This is a genomic window from Streptomyces qinglanensis (assembly GCF_900111245.1).
GTDB classification, from domain to species: domain Bacteria; phylum Actinomycetota; class Actinomycetes; order Streptomycetales; family Streptomycetaceae; genus Streptomyces; species Streptomyces qinglanensis.
In genome coordinates this window covers 49,621-71,248 of record NZ_FOGO01000013.1, presented here as the reverse complement: position 1 = coordinate 71,248, position 21,628 = coordinate 49,621, and the positions used below count along the sequence as shown (strand labels likewise).

The following is a 21,628-nucleotide window of genomic DNA, read 5'->3' as shown; positions in this document are numbered from 1 at the left end:
GTGCGCAGCGGGTTGATCTCCGAGACCGCACCGACGAAGGTCGTCTTGCCCACGCCGAAACCGCCGGCCACCACGATCTTCGCGGAGGTCGTCGAGCGGGCTGTCGTACCCCCGACGGGCCCGGCGCTAGAGCTTCCGAAGTCCACTGAGCACCCTTTCGAGCAGTGTCACGTCTGGTTGACCGTCGGCGGTGGTCTCGTCACCGCCCGGCTGGTGGATGGCGACGAGTCCGGCCTCGGCCAGGTCGGCGACGAGGATCCGGGCGACGCCGAGCGGAATGGTCAGAAGTGCTGAGATCTCGGCGACCGACTTGATCTCGTAGCACAGGCGGCAGATCCGCTGGTGCTCCGGGAGCTGGCCCTGGAGCTGAGCGTTCTCCGCCGTGGTGTGCACCAGCGCCTCGATGGCGAGCTGGTAGCGGGGACGGGTCCGGCCCCCCGTCATCGCGTAGGGGCGCACCAGCGGCTGCTGCGGCGGCGGGGGCTGGGCGGCGGCGCGCTGGGTGCCGGCCGTCCTGTCCGCGTGTCCGGGCTGCACGGGCTGGATGCGGGTCTGCGGGTTCTGCTGCTGCGGTTCCTGCTGCTGCGGGTGCCGCTGCGGGGGCTGCGCACCGTACGGCGGCTGCCCCGCGTGCTGCGGCGGCCGGCCGTGCTGCGGCGGCTGTCCGCCCTGGGGCGGCGGCTGCTGCTGGCCGGCCGGTCGCTGGACGTACTCACTGGGCGCGGAGGGGAAGTTGAAACGGTTGAGGAAGGGCGCGTCCCCGCCCGGGGCCGCGGCCGCTCGGACGTCCTCCGGCTGATCGGAACGACCACTGCCGTACGACGACGGACCTCCTGGGGGCGTTGCCACGTTTCCTCCTCCGACTCACGGACATACGACCGTTGCGCTCACGGCACCTTATGGCGCCCGGCGGCGTTCCGCACTGCCGTGGGCCAGTTGTGCCCTAGTTGAGAAGACTGCCCTGCAGTTCCGCTCGCAGATCCGGGGTGAGGACCCCTCCGGCGCGGTCGACCAGCAGCGCCATCTCGTACCCCACCAGACCGATGTCGGCCTCGGGGTGGGCGAGGACGGCCAGCGAGGAACCGTCGGAGATGGACATGATGAACAGGAAACCCCGCTCCATCTCCACAACCGTCTGGTTCACCGCACCGCCCTCGAAGATCCGGGACGCGCCCGCGGTCAGCGAGGTGAGCCCCGATGCGACCGCCGCCAACTGGTCGGCGCGATCGCGCGGGAAGCCCTCGGACATCGCGAGCAGGAGTCCGTCGGCGGAGACCACCACCGTGTGGGACACCCCGGGGGTGTTGTCCACGAAGTTGGTGATCAACCAGTTCAGGTTCTGCGCCGCCTGGCTCATCGGGCTCACACTAACGCTCCTGATCGTAGGTGCTTCCGGGGCCGAAGCCCTGTCGGTCATTCTGGTTGCCGTCACCCGCGGTACGTCCCTGGCGGACGCCGCGGTGCAGGTTGCTCAGTCTTCCGCGCACGTCCTCGGGCGCCCGGGAGACCGCGGGAGTACCCTGCGAGTTCTCCTCCGCCGCGCCCGCGACCAGGTTGGCCCTGGGCACCCTGCGCGGCAGCCCGGACGAGGTGACGCCGCCGGACTGCGGGGCGCGCAACTGGCCCGCCCTGCTCCAGCGTTCGTCGTTCTCGCTCCACCGGTGGGTTCCGGATTCCTCCTGCGACGGCTGCCCGGCCGACTCCTCGGCCGGAGCTTCCCAGCTTTGGGCGGGAGCCTGCTGCTGGGCCGCCGGCGCTCCGTCCTGCTGCCGCCCCGCGTCCCGGCGCGGGAGGCCCGCGTCGGTCGTGGTGCTCCAGTTGTCGGGGAGGGAACCCGGACGGTCGAAACCTACACGGTCGACATCCCCGTGGGGAACGCCAGGTGCGGATTCCGCTTCTGACTGGTGGGGAAGGTACTGGCCGCTGTGGCCTGCCTGTTGAGGCGGAAGCTGCTGGTCCCCGTAGGCTCCGGTGCCGCCGTCGGCGGACTCCTGGGGACGCCCGGTGGCGGGCGGCGCGTAGGGCTGCGCATAGCCCTGGCCGTACGCCTCCGGATAGCCGCCGGTGTACTGCTGAGCGGCGATCTCGCCGGTCTGCTCGTACCCGGTCCGGTACGGGGCGCCGCCCTGCTGCTGATACGGGTCGTACTGCCCGTGGCCACCGGGCGGCTGCCCCTGCGGCGGGTAGACGTCCTGCTGCGGCTGCTGCGGCTGCTGCAGCTGCTGCGGCTGCTGCGGCCGCGGTGCCTCGATGGCCGACCGGCGTTCCTCAGGAAGCCCGGGGCGGTTGTCCACGCCCGGGGACGGGTGCTGGTTCCCGGAGCCGTAGCGCGAATCGTCGAAGCCGAGCTCGGCGGCCGAGCGGGCGCCCTCCACGCTGTTCGGGCCGCGCGGATGCTCGGGGACGATCCGGGAGACGGTGAAGTCCTCCTCGGGGCTCTCCTCCCCGCCGCCGCCGTGGGTGATGGCGTCGGGAAGCATCACCAGCGAGGTGGTGCCCGCCTGCTCCCCGGAGGGGCGCAACTGGACGCGGATACCGTGCCGGTCCGCGAGGCGGCCGACCACGAACAGGCCCATGCGCTGGGAGACGGCGGCGTCGACCGTCGGCGGGTTGGCCAGCTTGTGGTTGAGGTCCGCGAAGTCCTCGGCGGTCAGGCCGATGCCCTTGTCGTGGATCTCGATCATCATCCGGCCGTCCGGCAGCCGGGTGGCGGTCACCCGCACCTTGCTCTGCGGCGAGGAGAACGACGCGGCGTTCTCCAGCAGCTCGGCGAGCAGGTGGACCAGGTCGTTGACGACCTGCCCGTGGATCTCCGTCTCCGGGATGCCGCTGATCTCGATGCGTTCGTAGTGCTCCACCTCGGAGGAGGCGGCACGCAGGATGTCCACCAGCGGCACCGGCTCCGTCCACCGGCGGCCGGGTTCCTCGCCGGCGAGCACCAGCAGGTTCTCACCGTTGCGCCGCATGCGGGTGGACAGGTGGTCCATTCGGAACAGCTTCTCGAGCTGGTCCGGGTCCGCCTCGCTGTTCTCCATCTCCGTCACCAGCTCAAGCTGGCGTTCGATGAGGCCCTGGTTGCGGCGGGAGAGGTTGGTGAAGATCGCGTTGACGTTGCCGCGCAGCAGCGCCTGCTCGGCGGCCAGTCGCACGGCCTCCCGGTGCACCTGGTCGAAGGCGCGGGCCACCTCGCCGATCTCGTCACGGCTGGTGATCGGAATCGGCTGCACGCGGGTGTCCACGCGACCGGGTTCGGTGCGCGAGAGCTGGTCGACCAGCATCGGCAGCCGCTGCTGGGCCACGTCGAAGGCCGCGGTGCGCAGCGTGCGCATGCTCTGGCTCATCGAGCGGGCCATCCGCCCGGCGATGATGAACGCGAACAGCAGCGCGACCAGCACGATCGCCGAGTTCACCAGCGCGTTCCGACGCGCGTCGGAGGCGATCTCCTCGGTCTCGGCGACCGCGTCGCGGGTGAGCTTCGACTCGACCGCGCGATAGGCGTCGAAGGTGCCGGTGGCGGTTTCGAAATAGCTTTCGGTGGTGATGCCCTTGGCGCGCAGATCGCGCGGACCGGCGCCGGACCCGATGGCCTTGACCATCTTGGCCATGGAGGGCGGGGCCACGAACTTCTCGCCCTTGGCCGCGGCATGCTCGCGCGCCGCCTCCACCTGCCTGCGGCCCGCCTTCTCCGCCTTGGCGGACTCCTGCTTGAGCAGCTTCACGTCCTCCGGACGGCCACCGGAGGTGTACTCGCCCAGCGCGATGCGCTCCAGGTAGCGGTACGAGGCCAGCGCGGTCCGCTGGGCCTCCTTGTCCGCGCGGGTGGGACCCGGCTTGACCATCAGATGGGTGCCCAGGCCGCGCTGCAGCGACTCGGCGGCCTTGGCCAGCGAGATGGCGTAGACCGTCCGGCCGAAGGAGGTGACGTTGCCGGTGCCCAGCCCCAGTTCGTTGGCGAACTCCATCAGGGGGTGCTGGATGGTGACGTAGCCCTCTTCGGTCTCCACGCCGCTCATGTCCTTGGAGTACGCGGACTCGCGCAGCACCGGCAGCCGCGGCTCCACCTTCTCGAACGCGGCGAGCCGGCGCTTGAGGCCCGGGTTGTCCGGGAGGTGGGAGGCCGCCTTCTTGAACTCCTCGGCGGCCCGGTCGGTCGCGGCGCGGGCCTTGCGGACCGCGGGGTCGTCCCGGTCCCCCCGCAGCAGCGGCTCGGCGGTGCGGTCCCGCTCGTCGATGAGGGCGTTGCCGTAATTGGCCGCCGCCTCCACCAGTTCCGCCGTACGCTGGGCTTCCTTGGCGTCCTGCCAGGCCGAGATGTCGGATTCGACCTTGAAGCCGCCGAAGACGAGCGCCACGAGCACGGGTATGAGCAGGATCGCGTTCAGCCGGGTGGGAACGCGCCAGTTCCGCGCCTGCCATCTGCTGCCGCTCCCGGTGGCGGGTGGCGGCTGGGAGGCCGAGGCATCCGGGCCGCGCGACGTGGCCGAACGCTGCGGCGGGGTGAAGTTACCCCGCGATTCCGCGGTGCCCTGCCGTGCGGAACCCTGTGCCGGTCCCGACGTACCCCTGGTCGTTCGCCTCACTCGACTTCTCACCTCTCGGTGCGCGGCGCCCCCTGACAGCCTGCGCCTGCGCTACTGCTGAGTTCAGGGAATTCCAGCACGTCACGACCGCTCCCTCCAAACAGTTGGCGCATCACGGAGGGCAAGGAGGAACGAGGATTCCGGCCCGCGGAAAAACGGGCATTGGGGCCGTGCGGCGCCAAATGGCCCGGGATTCGTACGCAGAGTGAGACGCTCCGCGCGCCCGGCGTGTTCACGCCGACGTAATTCTCTGTCGAAACGTTATGAACGTGAGGCCGTCACGGTTCCCGGGCATGGCGAAAAACACAGCCTCCCCGGGACACCGGTCGTACGATGCCCCATCCCGATCGGGCGGGCGCGGCGCGCTACTTGAGGCGGGCGAGCAGCGCGTGCTCCACCAGGGTGATCAACCCGCTCTTCGCCTCGGCTCGGTGCCGCGCATCAGTGGTGATGATCGGGGTGTCGGGGCCGATCTGGAGGGCTTCGCGGACCTCTTCGGGTGCGTAGGGCTGATGCCCGTCGAACCCGTTGAGCGCGATCACGAACGGCAGCCCGCTGTTCTCGAAGTAGTCCACCGCCGGGAAACAGTCCGCCAGCCGGCGGGTGTCCACCAGCACCACCGCACCGATCGCACCCCGCACCAGGTCGTCCCACATGAACCAGAACCGGTCCTGACCCGGCGTACCGAACAAATACAGGATCAGGTCGTCGTCCAGGGTGATCCGGCCGAAGTCCATCGCCACCGTCGTGGTGGTCTTGTCCGCGGTGTGGGTCAGGTCGTCGATACCGGCCGAGGCAGAGGTCATCACGGCCTCGGTGCGCAGCGGGTTGATCTCCGAGATGTCTTTTTTCCGCCCGGAGGCGGGCATCCCGTACCCCTGCTGGCCGGCCTGTCCCATCGAACCCATCGGCCCGACCGGCGGGGCCGGCTGCCGCCCGGCGGGGTCCATCTGCGGGCTAGAGCTTACGAAGTCCACTGAGCACCCTTTCCAGCAACGTCACATCGGGAGCACCGCCCGGGTCCGAGGAGCTGCCGGGCTGGTGGATGGCCACCATCCCGGCCTCGGCGAGGTCGGCGACGAGAATGCGGGCCACCCCCAGCGGGATGGCGAGCAGCGCGGAGATCTCCGCGACCGACTTGACCTCCCGGCACAGGTGGCAGATCCGCTGGTGCTCGGGGAGCAGCCCCTGCAGCTGCATCGGGTCCGCGGTGCTGCTCACCAGCGCCTCGATGGCGAGCTGGTAGCGCGGCCGGGTACGGCCGCCCGTCATGGCGTACGGACGCACCAGTGGCTGGTCGCCCTCTCCTCCGTACGGCGCATGCGCGTTGTGCACACCGTACGGATCGTGCGAAGCGGGCGGCGGGGTCATGGCTCCTCCGAGCGAGGCATGGGGTCGGCGAACGGACTGTGGTGCTCAGGTGGGGGGAGCGTGATGATCAGTTGAGAATGCTTCCCTGGAGTTCCGCGCGCACGTCTGGAGTGAGTACGCTTCCAGCACGGTCCACCAAGAGAGCCATCTCGTAGCCGATGAGGCCGATGTCCGCTTCCGGGTGGGCGAGGACGGCCAGTGAAGAGCCGTCGGAGATGGACATGATGAAGAGGAAACCCTTCTCCATCTCCACAACCGTCTGATTGACGCTGCCGCCCTCGAAGATGCGCGAGGCACCTGCCGTCAGCGAGGTGAGTCCCGACGCGACCGCCGCCAACTGATCGGCACGATCCCGCGGAAAGCCCTCCGACATGGCCAGAAGCAGGCCGTCGGCGGAGACCACCACCGTGTGCGACACCCCTGGGGTGTTCTCCACGAAGTTGGTGATCAACCAGTTCAGATTCTGCGCAGCCTGGCTCATCGGACTCAACTAACGCTCCTGCTGATAGGTGGGACCTGCGCCACGGGGGTCCGTGCCGGCCTGTCGGCCCTGCTGGATACCGCGGCGGAGATTGGTCAGCCGACCGCGCACATCGTCCGGCGCGCGGGAGACCTGGGGGCCGGCCTGTGCGGAGGACTGCTGCTGTGCGGTGCCCGCGACCAGGTTGGCGCGGGGCACCCGACGCGGCAGACCCGAGGTGGTGACCCCGCCGGCTGCAGGCTGGCGGAGCTGTTCGGCGCGCCGCCAGCGCTCGTCGTTGGGTGAGGCGCCCCAGCTCTCGTCGACGGTCGCGCTCCCCTGGCCCGCAGCACCGGGTACGCCCGGGGCGGCCTGGCTCTGGGGCAGCGAGGACTGCGCCGGGGCGGACTGCTCGGGGCCCTGCGGCTGGGCAGGCCACTGCCCGGTGCCGCCGCGCTCCGGGCCGGTGCCGGGCGACTGCTGGGGCATCGGCTGCTGCGGCGCGGACTGGCCGGGGCCGCGGAACCAGTTGGACTCCATGGACGCGAAGATCGGCGTCGGAGCGTCCGCGGGGGCCGGCGGGCCCGAGGGTATGCCGTCCCCGGGTGCGGCTCCCGGCTGCCCGTGGGGGATGTCCTGGCCCGGCGCGCCCGGAGCGGCTCCGGGGTACCCCGGACGGGCGTACTCGCCGGTGCCCTCGGGCTCGTCGTGGCCGCGCGGAGTGTCCTCGTCACCGGGGCCCTGTTCGGGCCGGGCCCAACTCGGGCGGCTCTGCTCGCCGTCCGAGGGGCGCTCGCCCGGGGCGTCCCCGAAGGGCGCCTGCGGGAACGCGGCCGGACCACCGGGGCCGCCGCCGGCCTGGGGGCGGGCGAACTGGCCGGTGTGCCCGGGGCCGTCGGGGCTGCCGGGCTGCGGGAACTGACCGGTGCCGGCGGGACCGTCCGGGGTGATCCGCGGAATCTCGCTCGTGCTCCCCGGACCGTCCTGCGGACCGCCCGGACGCGCGAACCCACCCGTGTCGACGGGACCACCCGACTGCGGCAACGCGAACTGCCCGGTGCCCGGGCCCTGCGCGGAGGGCGACTGCGGGGACTGGCCGGGACCGGCGGGACCGCCGTGGCCGACCTGCGGGAACTGCCCCGTGCTGCCCGGTCCTGCCTGGGGGCCGCCGGGGTGCGGGAACTGACCGGTGTCGGCAGGACCGTCCGGGGTGATCCGCGGAATCTCGCTCGTGCTCCCCGGACCGTCCTGCGGACCGCCCGGACGCGCGAACCCACCCGTGTCGACGGGACCACCCGACTGCGGCAACGCGAACTGCCCGGTACCCGGACCCTGCGCGGGCGGACCCGCGGGACCGCCGGGGAGCGCGGCGGCAGGGCCGCCCTGGTCGCGCCGGGGTGCGGACGGGGCGGCGCCGCTGTCCGGGCCGCCCGGGGCCTGTCCGGGGCGGGCCGCGTCGGGCGGCGCACCGAAGAAGTCGACGGCGCTGCCACCGGAGCCGGGCTGGGGGCGGTTGGCGTCCCGGGCCGGCAGCGCGGGCCGGGCACCACCGGTGTCCTGGCCGCGCGGCGGCAGTGCGTCCATCCGCGCGGGTTCACCGGCGCCGATGGCCGGGCCGGGGCCCTGGCCGAGGCCGGGAGCACCCGGGCCACCGGAGGCACCGCTCTGCGGGCCGCGCTGGAGCGCCGCCGCGAGGTTGCCGCCCTTGCTGCCGCCCCGGGTCTGCGGGGGCGGGGGGCCTCCCTGACCGCCGGGCGTGCCGGCCCCCGGGCGGCCCTTGGTGCCCTGGCCGCCGCCCTGCGCGACGTCGACGGGGAGCATGACCAGCGCGGTCGTGCCCCCGGAGTCGGAGGGCCGGAGCTGGATGCGGATGCCGTGCCGCAGGGACAGCCGGCCGACCACGAACAGACCCATCCGGCGGGAGACGGAGACGTCCACCGTCGGCGGGTTGGCCAGCCGCTCGTTGATCGCGGACAGGTCCTCGGGCGACAGCCCGATACCGGTGTCGTGGATCTCGACGAGGACGCGGCCGTCGGGCAGTGCGTGCCCGGTGACCTTGACCTTGGTCTGCGGGGAGGAGAACGAGGTGGCGTTCTCCAGCAGTTCGGCGAGCAGGTGGACGAGGTCGTTGACGACCCGGCCGGCGACCTCGGTCGCGGGCACCGCGTTCAGCTCGATGCGTTCGTACTGCTCCACCTCGGAGGCGGCGGCGCGGAGCACGTCGACCAGCGGCACGGGGCGGGTCCAGCGGCGGCCCGGCTCCTCACCGGCGAGCACCAGCAGGTTCTCGCCGTTGCGCCGCATGCGGGTGGCGAGGTGGTCGAGCTTGAAGAGCGAGGAGAGCTGGTCCGGGTCGGCCTCGCGGGACTCCAGTTCGGAGATGAGCGAGAGCTGACGCTGGATCAGGCTCTGGCTGCGCCGCGAGAGGTTGGTGAACATCGCGTTGACGTTCCCCCGCAGCAGCGCCTGCTCACCGGCGAGGCGGACGGCCTCCCGGTGGACGTCGTCGAAGGCCGCGGCCACCTTGCCGATCTCGTCCCGGCTGTGCACGCCGACCGACTCGACGGAGGTGTCCACGTCCTGCGGCTCGGCCTCGGACATCTGCTTGACCAGCTCGGGCAGCCGCTTGCGGGCCACGTCCTGGGCGGTGTCCTGGAGACGGCGCAGCGAGCGGACCATGGAGCGGGCGACGACGAACGCGCCGACCAGCGAGATGCCCAGCACGAGCAGGATGAGCGCACCGCTGATGAACGCCTCGCGCTGGGCTTCGGAGCGCAGCTCGCGCGCCTGCTGCTCCATCTTCTCCAGCAGCGTGCGCTCGATCTTCTCCATGCTGACGATCTTGGAAGCGTCCTGGTCCATCCAGTCGACGTAGGTGCGCTTCTGCTTCCTGATCGCATCCGGGCTGTGCAGCATCCGGTCGCGGTAGTTGTCGGCCAGCCGGACGTTGACGTCGCCGCCGCTGATCGGCTTGAGGAGGGTGTCGGCGGCCTTGTCGCCGTAGACCTTGCCGAAGCTGTCCAGCTCGGCGTCCTCACTGTCGGTCGCGGTGCGGGCGTAGAGCCGGTCGTTCTCGGAGAGCTTGGGGCTGGGCTGGTGGGCCAGCCCGGCGGAGATGATCGCGCGCTGCATGGAGGCGTACTCCTTGGCGCTGGAGAAGGCGGCCAGCGCGCGGGTGCTGCGGATCATCTCCGAGTTGCTCGTCGCCTGCGCCATGTCCTGCGAGAGGGAGAGCAGCGAGTCGATCACCTGGTTGTAGGCGTTGACCGTCTGGGAGACGTTGTCGGGGTTCTCGTAGGCGCGTTCGCGGATCGTGTTGATCGCCTGGAGCTGGCGGACGATGTCCAGGACGGTGGACTGGATGCCCGCCATCGCCTCGTCGCCGCCGTCGATGTCGGCAGTGGCCTTCTGGAAGGAGCGGAACGCCTTGTCGGTCTGCTCGCGGGGGGCGACGACATTGTCGTCCTTCTCGTCACCGGTGCTCACCAGCGGGCCGGCGGACTTGTCCCGCTCGTCCTGGAGCTTCGCCGCCAGGTTGGTGGCCTGCTCCGTCATCTCGGTGAGGAGCTTCATGTTGTCGAGCTGGTCGACGTTCTGCAGCGAGCTGGAGATCCGCATCCCGCCGAGCGTGGTGGCGGCGATGACGGGGAGCGCGAGGAGGGAGACCAGGCGGGTGCTGATGCGCCAGTTGCGCAGGGCGACCCGGGGGCCGAGGTCGGGACCGCCCTCGACGGGGCCCTGGGTCCGGTTCTCGGCGTTCTCGGCGCTTCCGACGTTCCCGGCGTCGCCGTCGGCCGGCTTGCCGCCCTTGGCCGCCTTGCCGGCCTTCTCCTTTTTCCCGGCCTTCCCGGCCTTCCCGGCTCCCTTGACAGTGCTCACCTGCCCGCCGGCGGGCGCGCCCTGCTCACCGCCCGTGGACCCGCCGTCCTCGGCGCGCTGCGTCCGGGACCCGTGGTCGGCCGAGCCGTGCGCCTCCGGGGCTCCCTCAGCGCTGCCATCCCTCTTGAAACGTCCCTGCACTAGCGTCGCAACCTCTGGACCAGGCGTCCCCCCGCTCGCGACGGGCGGGACGGTATCGAGTCGTGGGGGTCCGAGGCCCCCATGGCGGTCGTGATGACCGGCGCGTCCCCTCATCACCGTCGCGCGGCGCCGCTTGCGTGTGCGCCCGACGCGCTCCGGTCTGTTTCGTCCTACGGCGGTCCGTGGAATTCCAGCACAGTGCAGGATCTCCAACAAGGTCTGTGGATAACCCTTGAGTGTCGATTACCGCGCGCGTTCGGCGATGCACGGAAGGTGATATTCGCGCTGCGAAATGCCAGGTTTCCATGGATTGGACCTGCGCGCCCCGGTGCGGGTGCGCCAGGCCCGTACGTTCGGCTCCACGGACACATTGCCCCCTTGGCCCACCTGTGTCCGATTACGCATCCGGATTCAACGACTACTTATGTCGGTTTTGGTAACGGGTTCGTGAGGAAACTCACAGGCCAGACGTTGCCTAGATCACGTTCCTGAGGGGAATGGCGGGCCTACCCTCGGCGTTTACATACCACGTTGGAATGACAAGCACAGCGAGCCGAGCGAGGTAAGGGCCCCAGTGAAGTCCACAGCGACCATGCGGAACATAGCGAACCCGCGGCGCACCACCCTGGCACACCTGAAGGACGCCGACCCCGTCGGCGACGCCGGCACCCTGGACGGCTCGGTGAGCGGACTCGCCGACTCCCCGGAGGCAGCCACCACGCTGCCGGAGCGGACCGCCAATCCCCGCCGCACCACTCTGGTGGACGCGCCGGCGGGTTGACCCGCCGCCCTGCGCACGCACGAAGGCGCGTGCCGGAATCCTGTCCCGGGATTCCGGCACGCGCCTTCGTCGTGCCCGTGTGCGGCCGCTTCTCGCGGAGCAGCGCGCGGAGCGGTGGCTAGCCCTGCCAGCTGTGCGGGGCGCGGAAGCCGTGCTGGCGCTCCAGCCGGCGCCATCCCGCCTTGCTCGGGCGGCCGCGGCGGGCCGCGGGCTGCGGCTCCCCGGCGCGGGTCGAGGCGGCGCGGGCGAGCAGCAACGCGGTGACCGCGGCCAGTTCCTCCGCGTTGGCCCGCCCCTTCTCCACGCGCACGACGCTGCTCGCCTCGGCGGTCAGCTGACCCGTACTGCCAGGCTCCTTCGGGTTCTCGTTCATCTGTGCTCCCATCGCTGCCGGGTTGCTGTGCGGTTTCCGGGGCGCTGCGGCGGTGTGCACCGGCGCCCGCGGTGTCACTGCGGGGGGTTGCCGTGCTTGCGCGACGGCAGGTCTGCGTGCTTGCTGCGCAGCATCGCCAGGGACCGCACGAGGACCTCGCGGGTCTCGACCGGATCGATGACGTCGTCCACCAGGCCGCGCTCGGCGGCGTAGTAGGGGTGCATCAGCTCGGCCTTGTACTCCTTGACCATGCGGGTGCGCATGGCCTCGGGGTCGTCGGCCGCGGCGATCTGCTTGCGGAAGATGACGTTGGCGGCGCCCTCGGCGCCCATCACCGCGATCTCGTTGGTCGGCCAGGCGAACGTCAGGTCCGCACCGATGGACTGGCTGTCCATCACGATGTAGGCCCCGCCGTACGCCTTGCGCAGGACGACGGAGATGCGCGGCACGGTGGCGTTGCAGTAGGCGTAGAGCAGCTTGGCGCCGTGCCGGATGATGCCGCCGTGCTCCTGGTCGACGCCGGGGAGGAAGCCGGGGACGTCCAGCAGGGTGAGGATCGGGATGTTGAAGGCGTCGCACATCTGCACGAAGCGGGCCGCCTTCTCGCTGGCCTCGATGTCCAGCACCCCGGCGAGCGACTGCGGCTGGTTGGCCACGATGCCGACGACCTCGCCGTCCATCCGCGCCAGGGTGCAGATGATGTTGGTCGCCCAGCGCTCGTGGACCTCCAGGAAGTCGCCGTCGTCGACGAGCTCCTCGATCACCTTGCGCATGTCGTACGGACGGTTGCCGTCGGCGGGGACCAGGTCCAGCAGGGCTTCACCGCGCCGGTCGGCGGGGTCGTCCGTGGGCTCGGCGGGCGGGTTCTCGCGGTTGTTCTGCGGCAGCAGCGAGAGGAGGTAGCGCACCTCCTCCAGGCAGGTCTCCTCGTCGTCGTAGGCGAAGTGCGCCACGCCGGAGGTCGCCGCGTGCACGTCGGCGCCGCCCAGGCCGTCCTGGCTCACCTCGGCCCCGGTCACCGCCTGCACCACGTCGGGCCCGGTGATGAACATCTGCGAGGTGTCCCGGACCATGAAGACGAAGTCGGTCAGCGCCGGGCTGTAGGCCGCGCCGCCCGCGCACGGACCGAGCATCACGCTGATCTGCGGGATGACCCCGGACGCCTTGGTGTTGCGCTGGAAGATGCCGCCGTAGCCGGCCAGCGCCGCGACACCCTCCTGGATGCGGGCCCCGGCGCCGTCGTTGAGGGAGACCAGCGGGGCACCTGCCGCGATGGCCTTGTCCATCAGCTTGTGGATCTTGGTGGCGTGGGCCTCGCCCAGCGCGCCGCCGAAGATCCGGAAGTCGTGCGCGTAGACGAAGACGGTCCGGCCGTGCACGGTGCCCCAGCCGGTGATCACACCGTCGGTGTAGGGCTTCTTCTCCTCCAGGCCGAAGCCGGAGGCGCGGTGCCGGCGCAGTGGCTCGATCTCGCGGAAGCTGCCCTCGTCCAGGAGCAGTTCGATCCGCTCGCGGGCGGTCAGCTTGCCTTTCGCGTGCTGGGCCTCGGTCGCCCGCTCGCTGGGGCCTCGGTACGCCTGCGCACGGATCGCGTGCAGTTCGGCGACACGGCCGCGCGTGTCCTGCGCCGGAACGGAACCGGGCGAACCGGGCGGGGCCTGCTCGGCCTGGGGCGACGGCTGGGACAGATCGGTCATGTATAGACCCTACGAAACCAAGACGCCGATCACCGTCGTCAGATTCGTACAGTCTCCGTGGCTTTTTCATGGCAGCGCTGGACAGAACCTTGCCGGGGCGCGGCCGGTGAGCAGGGAACTCTCCCATGCCCGGCGCGGCGGGCTGTGGAGTCCCCACAGCCTCCGACCGGCGGTTCTGCACTTTACCGGGGACGTCGGGCGCTCCGCGCGGCCCGGCGGCGCGCCCGACGCGGCGGGGTCAGGGCCGCGGAACGGCCACTTCCGGTCCCCGGTCGCGCGCTGCCGACCGGGCCGCGGGCGGCCCGCCGGGGGCGCCGCCGGGGCCGGCCGCCGCCCGGCCCCCCGCCAGGAGGAGGAACGCCGAGGCCGAGACGGCGGCCGAGAGGAGGAAGCTGAGGTCGAACCCGCCCAGGTGCGGGACGAGCGGGCCGGTGTACAGGGGTGTGTCGACGGCCAGCAGTCCGACGGCGGAACCGACGGCCCAGGCCAGCGTGGCACGGAGGTGCCAGCCCGCGGTGTACCAGTAGCGGCCGCCCACCGAGCGCCGGTTGAGGACCTGCAGTGCCTCCGCGTCGTAGCTTCCCCGGCAGCGCGCGTGCCCGATCAGGACGATCACCGCCCAGGGGGTCCCCACGGCGGTCAGCAGCAGCACGAACGAGGTCATCGCGTCCTGCGCGTCCCACACGAAGTGACCGAGGAAGACGAGGGCGGTCGCCAGGGCCGCCACGGTGCAGGTGGCCCGGGTGCGGGTGGTGCGCGGGACGATGGCGTCCAGGTCGAGCCCCATCGAGTAGAGCATCAGCCCCGCGTTGCCGACCGAGCCGAACGAGGCCGCGAGCAGCAGCGGCACCAGGAACCAGAACGGCGCCTCCCGCACGAGCGGCCCCGCGTAGTCGGTGGCCGCACCGACGGCGACCGCGGTGAAGGTGCCGAAGAGCTGGGGGATCAGCAGTCCGGCGACCAGTCCGACGCAGGTGGTGAGGTAGATCCGACGGGAGGAGTGCCGGGCCGGTGACATGTAGCGGGTGTAGTCGCCCAGCAGCGTGATGAAGGCGATGGGGCCGCTGAGTCCGGCCGCCACGACCGACAGCAGCCAGGTCGTCCAGAAGTCGCCGAGCAGGTAGGAGGTCCCGGCGGGCGCCTGGGTGGTGAAGTGCGGCGCGTAGGCGAACGCTCCGACGACCAGCAGCGCGGTCATGCCGAGAGCGAGGACGCGGCTCAGCCGCAGCAGCAGCTTGTAGCCGTAGACGGCGCACCCGGCGGTGCACACGGCCAGCACGGCGTAGACGAGCGCGTATCCGGCCGCGGAGTCGGGGAGGCCGAAGAGCCGGGCGAGCGAGCCGACCATCGCGTCGCCGCCGACCCACAGGGTGAGCGCCGTGTAGCCGAGCGAGAGCAGCAGCCCGATCGCGGAGCCCAGCAGTCTGCCGCGCACTCCGAACTGGGCACCGCTGCTGGTCGAGAGGTTGGTGGCGGTGCGCAGCGAGACCAGCGCGAGCGGGGCGACCAGCACCGTGCCGACCAGGGTTCCGGCCACCAGCGAGGTGACGGCGGGCCAGAAGCCGAGCCCGAAGGAGACCGGCAGCCAGCCGAAGATGACGACGCCGAGCGCCAGGTTCGATCCGATGAGGAAGCTCACGATGTCGCGGGGACTGCTGGTGCGTTCCGCTTCGGGGATGACATCGACGCCGTGCTGCTCGATCTGCATGGTGCTCCCTGGAGGGTCCTGGCATTGGTTTGAGCAGCGCTCAATCTGATGCATCCCTAGCCGTGCGGTCAATGGTCGATGCCGAGACTTGACTATTTGAGTGTTGCTCTAAATGCTGGCTTCCCACACGTGACGTCATGCACCACGACCGGCGTCATGCACCACGACCGGAAGGTGGGGAGAGCGTGCGGCTGGGTCCGACCGAACGAGACCGCCTGCTGATCTTCGGCACGGCCGAGCTGGCACGGGCCCGGCGGGCCCGGGGGCTGCGGCTGAACGTGCCGGAGGCCACGGCGCTGATCGCCGACACCGTCTGCGAGGCGGCCCGCGACGGGCTCCGGCTCGCCGAGGCCGTCGCGGCCGGACGCGCCGCGCTGGACCCCGAGGACGTGCTGCCCGGAGTGGCCGACGTGCTGACCGAGATCCAGGTGGAGGCCGTCTTCGAGGACGGCTCCCGGCTCGCCGTGCTCCCCCACCCGCTCCGCTCCCCCGGCACCACCGGTGCCGCCGGTGCCGCCGGGCCAGGTGGTACCGGCGGATACGGCGCCGGGGACCCGGACGGAGCGGACGCGCACGCGGGCCCCGGCGCCGTGCTGCCCGCCGGGCCGGACGAGGGCACCGACGCGGCCTACGCACCGCGACCGGCCGCGCTGTCGCTGACCGTGCGCAACACCGCGGCGGTGCCGGTCAGCGTGACCTCGCACTTCCACTTCTTCGAAGCCAACCCGCGGCTGGAGTTCGACCGTGCCGCCGCCTACGGCATGCGGCTCGCGGTACCGGCCGGCTCCTCGGTGCGCTTCGATCCGGGCGGCACGCGCACGGTGGAGCTGGTGCCGCTCGGCGGCGACCGGATCGCCATCGGTTTCGCCGGTCTGGTGGACGGTCCGCTGGACGCGCCCGGGGCCCGTGCGGAGGCGCTGCGGCGCGCGGCGGCCTGCGGATATCTGGGCGCTGCTGAGCCGGCCGCGCGCCGCGAGGAGGGAGAGGCATGAGCCGGGACGCACGCGAGTACGCGGCGGTGCACGGACCGCGGAAGGGCGACCGGGTGCGGCTGGGCGACACCGGACTCGTCGTCCGTGTCGAGTCCGACTCCCAGCAGCCGGGGGACGAGTTCCTGGCCGGGTTCGGCAAGACGGCCCGGGACGGGCTGCATCTCAAGGCGGCCGCCGTCCGCGAGACCTGCGACGTCGTGATCAGCAACGTGCTGGTGATCGACGCCGTGCAGGGCATCCGCAAGGTGTCCATCGGGATCCGGGAAGGCCGGATCCACGCGATCGGGCGGGCGGGCAACCCGGACACCGTCGACGGTGTGGACGTCGTCGTGGGCACCGGCACCTCGATCGTCTCCGGCGAGGGGATGATCGCCACGGCGGGTGCCGTGGACACCCATGTCCACCTGCTCTCCCCGCGCATCATGGAGGCGTCCCTGTCCTCCGGCACCACGACCGTCATCGGCCAGGAGTTCGGCCCGGTGTGGGGTGTGGGGGTCAACTCGCCCTGGGCACTGCGGCACGCCTTCTCCGCGTTCGACGCCTGGCCGGTGAACATCGGCTTCCTGGGCCGCGGCTCCTCCTCGCATCCCGCACCGCTGGTGGAGGCGCTGGCCGAGGGCGGCGCCTGCGGCTTCAAGGTGCACGAGGACATGGGTGCGCACCACCGGGCGCTGGACACCGCGCTGCGGGTCGCCGAGGAGTACGACGTCCAGGTCGCGCTGCACAGCGACGGGCTGAACGAGGCGCTGGCCGTCGAGGACACCCTCGCCGTGCTGGAGGGGCGCACCGTCCACGCCTTCCACATCGAGGGCTGCGGCGGCGGCCACGTCCCGAACGTGCTGCGGATGGCGGGCGTGCCCAACGTCATCGGCTCCTCGACCAATCCCACGCTGCCCTTCGGCCGGGACGCGGTCGCCGAGCACTACGGCATGATCGTCTCGGTGCACGACCTGAAGACGGACCTGCCCGGCGACGCGGCCATGGCCCGCGACCGGATCCGCGCGGGCACCATGGGCGCCGAGGACGTCCTGCACGACCTGGGCGCCATCGGCATCACCTCCTCCGACGCGCAGGGCATGGGCCGCGCGGGCGAGACCGTGCGGCGCACCTTCCAGATGGCGGCCAAGCTCAAGGCGGAACGCGGACCGCTGGAGGACGGCACGGCGCTGCTGGGCGCCGGGGACCGCGGCACCGCCACCGGTGACGCCGACGACAACGCGCGCGTGCTGCGCTACATCGCCAAGCTGACCCTCAATCCGGCCCTGGCGCACGGCCTGGCGCACGAGATCGGCTCGCTGGAGCCGGGCAAGATGGCCGACATCGTGCTGTGGCACCCCGCCTACTTCGGCGCCAAGCCGCAGCTCGTCCTCAAATCCGGCTTCCCCGCCTGGGGTGTCACCGGCGACCCCAACGCGGCGACCGACACCAGCGAACCGCTGGTGCTGGGACCGCTGTTCGGGGCACACGGCGCGGCACCCGCCGAGCTGTCCGTCGCCTTCGTCTCCGCCGCCGCGGCCGACCGCGGCGCGGACACCCTGCCGACCCGCCGCCGCCGGGTCGCCGTGCGGGGCACCCGCGGGATCGGTCCGGCGGACCTGGTGCACAACGCGCGGCTGGGCTCGGTCGAGGTCGACCAGCACAGCGGACTGGTGACGCTGGACGGTGAGCCGCTGCGCTCCGACCCGGCCGAGCGGGTCTCGCTCAACCGCCTCTACTTCCTCTGACCCTCCCGCCGCGTGCCTCCCCCGAACCTCCGTCCGCTCCTTGTCCCGACCGCCTTCCGACCGCTTCGCGGCCGCACCCGCGGCACGACCGACCGCCTTCCGACCCGCCGCTCGGCCGCACCCGCGGCACGACCGACCGCCGACCACCGCAAGGAAGCTGCCTCCATGAGCACCCCCACGTCCGCCGCCGCCCCTGTCATGCCGCCCGAGTGGGCGCCGCACGAGCGCACCTGGATGGCCTGGCCGGGCGCCAACCCGACCTTCGAGGACGCGGCGGTGCTGGCCGGGGCACGCGCCGCCTGGGCGTCGGTGGCCCGCGCCGTGCGCCGCTTCGAGCCGGTCACGATGGTCGCCTCGCCCGCCGACGCGACAGCGGCCCGGCAGCAGCTCGGCCCGGACATCGAGGTGGTCGCCGAGCCGCTGGACGACGCGTGGATGCGGGACATCGGGCCGACGTTCGTCACCCAGGGCGGCCGGCTGGCCGCCGTGGACTGGACGTTCAACGGCTGGGGCGCCCAGTCGTGGGCCCGGTGGGAGCGGGACGCGCAGATCGGCGCGGCCGTGGCCGGACGCGCGGGCGCCGCGGTGCACACCTCGCGACTGGTGAACGAGGGCGGCGGCATCCACGTGGACGGCGAGGGGACGGTCCTGCTCACCGAGACCGTGCAGCTGGGCCCCGAGCGCAATCCGGGCTGGACGCACGAGGAGGTCGAGGCGGAGGTGCACGCGCGGCTGGGCACCCGCAAGGCGGTCTGGCTGCCCCGCGGACTGACCGCCGACTACGGCACCTACGGCACCCGCGGGCATGTCGATCTGGTGGCCGCGTTCGCCGCGCCGGGCGTGGTGGTGGCCCACACCCAGCCGGATCCGGCGCACCCCGACCACGAGCTGTGCGCCGAGACGGTCAAGCTGCTGCGGTCGGCCACCGACGCGCGGGGCAGGCGGCTGGAGGTCGTCGAGCTGCCCGCGCCGACGGTGACGCACACGGCGGACGGCGAACCGGTCGACTACAGCTACGTCAACCACTACCTGTGCAACGGCGGGGTGGTGCTGTGCGGGTTCGGCGATCCGCGCGACGAGCACGCCGCCGGGATCTTCCGCCGCCTGTTCCCGCGGCGCACGGTCACGCTGGTGGACGCGCGCACCGTCTTCGCCGCGGGGGGCGGCGTCCACTGCATCACCCAGCAGCAGCCGCGGGTCTGAGCCGGCCGCGCGGCGGCGGAGGCCCCGGCACCGGCACCGGCACCGGCACCGGCACCGGCACGAGCGGACCCGGTTAGGCTGAACGGTCGGCAGCCGAGGGCGCCGCGGCGCCGGCCGGCGCCGCCGGGCGCACCGGCCGAGGGAGGAGCACGGCGGTGGTCGCACGGACCGGAGGCAACCGCGAGCGCCCCGACGGGGGCAGGCGGCGGGCTGCCCAGCCCCGGGAGCAGCTCCTGGCCACCGCCATGGAGATGATCGCCGAACGCGGCCTGGACCGGCTGACGATGGCCGCGCTCGGCCGCGAGGTCGGCATGAGCAGCGGCCATCTCGTCTACTACTTCAAGACCAAGGACGAGTTGCTGCTGCAGACCCTGCAGTGGAGCGAGGAGCAGCTCGGCTCGGCGCGGCGGGCCGCTCTCGCCCGCCGGGTGCCCGCGCGTGAGCGGCTGGACGCGCTGGTGGCGCTCTATCTGCCGGAGGGCCACCGCGATCCGCACTGGGCGCTGTGGCTGGAGGTGTGGAACAGATCCCAGTCGGGCGACGACGAGATGCGCGCCCGCCAGCTCGAACTGGAGCTGAGCTGGCATCGGGACCTGGTGGCGCTGCTGGTGGAGGGCGCGGGCCGGGGCGAGTTCGCCGCGGTCGACGCGGACCGCTTCGCCACCCGCACCCGGGCCCTCCTGGACGGCTTCGGCACCCATCTGGTGGTGGGCCTGCCGGGGGTGGACCGGGAGCTGGTCCTGGGCCACGTCCGCGACCACTTCGACCAGTCCCTGTCCCCTGCGGCCGGCTGACCGGCCCTGCCGGTCGACCGGCCGCGGGGGTCAGTCCTGTGCCTCGGCCCCGGCGCGCAGCAGCCCGTAGGTGTAGCCGTCGTCCAGGGCCTGCCAGGAGGCGGCGATGACGTTGTCGCCGACGCCGACCGTCGTCCACTCCCCGCTGCCGTCGCTCATGGACAGCAGTACCCGGGTGGTGGAGGAGGTGCCGTGCGCGCCCTCCAGGATGCGGACCTTGTAGTCGACCAGGTTCAGCCGCGCCAGCGCCGGGTGGATGCGCTCCAGTCCGGCCCGCAGGGCCCGGTCCAGCGCATCGACGGGGCCGTTGCCCTCGCCGGTGACGACGATGCGCTCGCCCTTGGCCCACAGCTTCACCGTCGCCTCGTTGACCTGCATGCCGTCGGGCCGCTGCTCGACGATGGCGCGCCAGGACTCGGCCCGGAAGAACCGGGGTGCGGTGCCCGTGGCGCCGCCGTGCACCTCGTCCCTGAGCAGCAGTTCGAAGGAGGCGTCGGCGGCCTCGTAGGTGTAGCCCTTGAGTTCCTGCTCCTTGACCCGCTCGACCACCCGGCCGACCAGTTCCCGCTCGCCGCTCAGGTCGTAGCCCAGCTCCTTGCCCTTGAGCTCGACGGAGGCACGCCCGGCCATGTCGGAGACGAGCATCCGCATGGTGTTGCCGACGAGCTCGGGGGCGATGTGCTGGTAGAGGTCCGGATCGATCTTGATCGCGGAGGCGTGCAGCCCGCCCTTGTGGGCGAAGGCGGAGGTGCCGACGTAGGGCTGGTGGGTGGAGGGGGTCAGGTTGACGACCTCGGCGATGGCGTGCGAGATGCGGGTGGTCTCGGCGAGCGCGCCCTCGGGCAGCACGCGCCTGCCGTACTTGAGCTCCAGCGCGGCGACGACGGGGAAGAGGTTGGCGTTCCCGACGCGCTCGCCGTAGCCGTTGGCGGTGCACTGCACGTGGGTGGCGCCGCCGTCGACGGCGGCCAGGGTGTTGGCGACCGCGCAGCCGGTGTCGTCCTGTGCGTGGATACCCAGCCGGGCCCCGGTGTCGGCCGCCACGGTGCGGACGACGGCCTGGATCTGCGCGGGGATCATGCCGCCGTTGGTGTCGCAGAGGACGACCACCTCGGCGCCGGCCTCGTGCGCGGTGCGCACGACCTGCGCGGCGTAGCGGGGGTTGGCCTGGTAGCCGTCGAAGAAGTGCTCGCAGTCGACGAAGACGCGGCGGCCGTGCTCCCGCAGATGGCCGACCGTCTCGGCGATCATCGACAGGTTCTCCTCCAGCGTGGTGCGCAGTGCCAGCTCCACATGGCGGTCGTGGGCCTTGGCGACGAGGGTGACCACCGGTGCCTTCGCGTCCAGCAGCGCTTGGACCTGGGGGTCGATCTGCGCGGGAACACCGGCCCTGCGGGTGGAGCCGAAGGCGACGAGCTGTGCGTGCCGGAAGTCGATCTCCTCGGGGGCGCGGGCGAAGAACTCGGTGTCGCGCGGGTTGGCGCCCGGCCAGCCGCCCTCGATGAAGCCGACCCCGTACTCGTCGAGGTGGCGGGCGATGGTCAGCTTGTCGGCGACGGTCAGGTTGACGCCCTCGCGCTGCGCCCCGTCGCGCAGGGTGGTGTCGAAGACGTGGAAACCGTCGTCGGGGGCCTGCGGTCCCGTCGGGCTGCCGGTGGCTGCTGCGGCGCCTGCCGCGTCGGAGGTCATGGCTGGTGGCTCCTGGGCTGGGTTCAGTGGTTCCGGAAGGAAGCGCTCCACTTGCCCCCATCATCCCTCGCGCCGTCCGCTCCGGCTGAGGTGGGCCGGAAAACGAAAAAACCCCTCGCGGGTGCGAGAGGTCTGCGCGCGGGTCTGGGGCACGGTGTCCGCTGCCGTACGGGTCGTTCCACGGCAGTCGGTCACTGCGGACCGGCGCGCCTGCTGCCAATAATCATGACGAACGA

15 protein-coding genes and 2 pseudogenes are annotated in these 21,628 nt (G+C 72.1%); 5 read left to right on the top strand and 12 right to left on the bottom strand.

Going from position 1 to position 21,628, the window contains the following annotated elements:
- From BMX65_RS34345 to BMX65_RS24130, 8 genes and pseudogenes are all read right to left on the bottom strand, one after another.
- Positions 1–146: pseudogene (locus tag BMX65_RS34345) on the bottom strand (ATP-binding protein); the annotation flags it as partial.
- On the bottom strand, positions 127–849 hold the full coding sequence (locus BMX65_RS24160) for a DUF742 domain-containing protein (RefSeq protein WP_075002471.1): 723 nt from the start codon (positions 847–849) through the stop codon (positions 127–129). The pseudogene BMX65_RS34345 and the gene BMX65_RS24160, both read right to left, overlap by 20 nt.
- Before the next feature lie 94 nt (positions 850–943).
- The gene (locus BMX65_RS24155) at positions 944–1,357 is read right to left on the bottom strand and encodes a roadblock/LC7 domain-containing protein (RefSeq protein WP_069993489.1); all 414 of its coding nucleotides are present in this window, start codon (positions 1,355–1,357) and stop codon (positions 944–946) included.
- 10 nt (positions 1,358–1,367) lie between these two features.
- Positions 1,368–4,580, bottom strand: a complete 3,213-nt coding sequence (locus tag BMX65_RS24150; protein WP_239502223.1) for a sensor histidine kinase — start codon at positions 4,578–4,580, stop codon at positions 1,368–1,370.
- 365 nt (positions 4,581–4,945) lie between these two features.
- Positions 4,946–5,422 (bottom strand): annotated as a pseudogene (locus BMX65_RS24145) (GTP-binding protein); the annotation flags it as partial.
- Between the two features lie 115 nt (positions 5,423–5,537).
- Positions 5,538–5,951, bottom strand: coding sequence for a DUF742 domain-containing protein (locus BMX65_RS24140; RefSeq protein WP_075002469.1), 414 nt, complete (start codon positions 5,949–5,951; stop codon positions 5,538–5,540).
- 67 nt (positions 5,952–6,018) lie between these two features.
- A complete protein-coding gene (locus BMX65_RS24135; RefSeq protein ID WP_026004490.1) occupies positions 6,019–6,432 on the bottom strand; it encodes a roadblock/LC7 domain-containing protein in 414 nt (137 codons plus the stop codon).
- A gap of 9 nt (positions 6,433–6,441) precedes the next feature.
- On the bottom strand, positions 6,442–10,431 hold the full coding sequence (locus tag BMX65_RS24130; RefSeq protein ID WP_075002468.1) for a sensor histidine kinase: 3,990 nt from the start codon (positions 10,429–10,431) through the stop codon (positions 6,442–6,444).
- A 574-nt stretch (positions 10,432–11,005) separates the two neighbouring features.
- Between BMX65_RS24130 and BMX65_RS24125 the strand changes: the two genes are divergently transcribed.
- Positions 11,006–11,212, top strand: coding sequence for a hypothetical protein (locus tag BMX65_RS24125; protein ID WP_075002467.1), 207 nt, complete (start codon positions 11,006–11,008; stop codon positions 11,210–11,212).
- 118 nt (positions 11,213–11,330) lie between these two features.
- Here BMX65_RS24125 and BMX65_RS24120 read toward each other — a convergent pair whose 3' ends face one another.
- The 3 genes from BMX65_RS24120 to BMX65_RS24110 form a co-directional block, all read right to left on the bottom strand.
- Positions 11,331–11,585, bottom strand: coding sequence for an acyl-CoA carboxylase epsilon subunit (locus BMX65_RS24120; RefSeq protein ID WP_075002582.1), 255 nt, complete (start codon positions 11,583–11,585; stop codon positions 11,331–11,333).
- A gap of 74 nt (positions 11,586–11,659) precedes the next feature.
- The gene (locus tag BMX65_RS24115; RefSeq protein ID WP_107437563.1) at positions 11,660–13,282 is read right to left on the bottom strand and encodes an acyl-CoA carboxylase subunit beta; all 1,623 of its coding nucleotides are present in this window, start codon (positions 13,280–13,282) and stop codon (positions 11,660–11,662) included.
- 238 nt (positions 13,283–13,520) lie between these two features.
- A complete protein-coding gene (locus tag BMX65_RS24110) occupies positions 13,521–14,990 on the bottom strand; it encodes a cytosine permease (RefSeq protein ID WP_075002466.1) in 1,470 nt (489 codons plus the stop codon).
- Between the two features lie 185 nt (positions 14,991–15,175).
- Here BMX65_RS24110 and ureA point away from each other — a divergent pair, with 185 nt between their 5' ends.
- The 4 genes from ureA to BMX65_RS24090 all read left to right on the top strand — a co-directional run bounded on the left by ureA (position 15,176) and on the right by BMX65_RS24090 (position 19,703).
- The gene (gene ureA / locus BMX65_RS24105) at positions 15,176–15,982 is read left to right on the top strand and encodes an urease subunit gamma (RefSeq protein WP_075002465.1); all 807 of its coding nucleotides are present in this window, start codon (positions 15,176–15,178) and stop codon (positions 15,980–15,982) included.
- Positions 15,979–17,706 carry an urease subunit alpha gene (locus tag BMX65_RS24100; RefSeq protein WP_075002464.1) on the top strand — a complete coding sequence of 576 codons (1,728 nt, stop codon included), beginning with the start codon at positions 15,979–15,981 and terminating at the stop codon, positions 17,704–17,706. Before ureA ends, BMX65_RS24100 begins: the two co-directional genes overlap by 4 nt.
- Before the next feature lie 165 nt (positions 17,707–17,871).
- Positions 17,872–18,909 (top strand): agmatine deiminase family protein, encoded by a 1,038-nt coding sequence (locus BMX65_RS24095; RefSeq protein WP_075002463.1) that lies wholly within the window; start codon positions 17,872–17,874, stop codon positions 18,907–18,909.
- A 155-nt stretch (positions 18,910–19,064) separates the two neighbouring features.
- Positions 19,065–19,703, top strand: a complete 639-nt coding sequence (locus tag BMX65_RS24090) for a TetR/AcrR family transcriptional regulator (protein WP_075002462.1) — start codon at positions 19,065–19,067, stop codon at positions 19,701–19,703.
- Between the two features lie 30 nt (positions 19,704–19,733).
- Here BMX65_RS24090 and cimA read toward each other — a convergent pair whose 3' ends face one another.
- Complete coding sequence (gene cimA, locus BMX65_RS24085) at positions 19,734–21,392, bottom strand: citramalate synthase (RefSeq protein WP_075002461.1); 1,659 nt, start codon at positions 21,390–21,392, stop codon at positions 19,734–19,736.
- Positions 21,393–21,628: the final 236 nt, after the last annotated feature.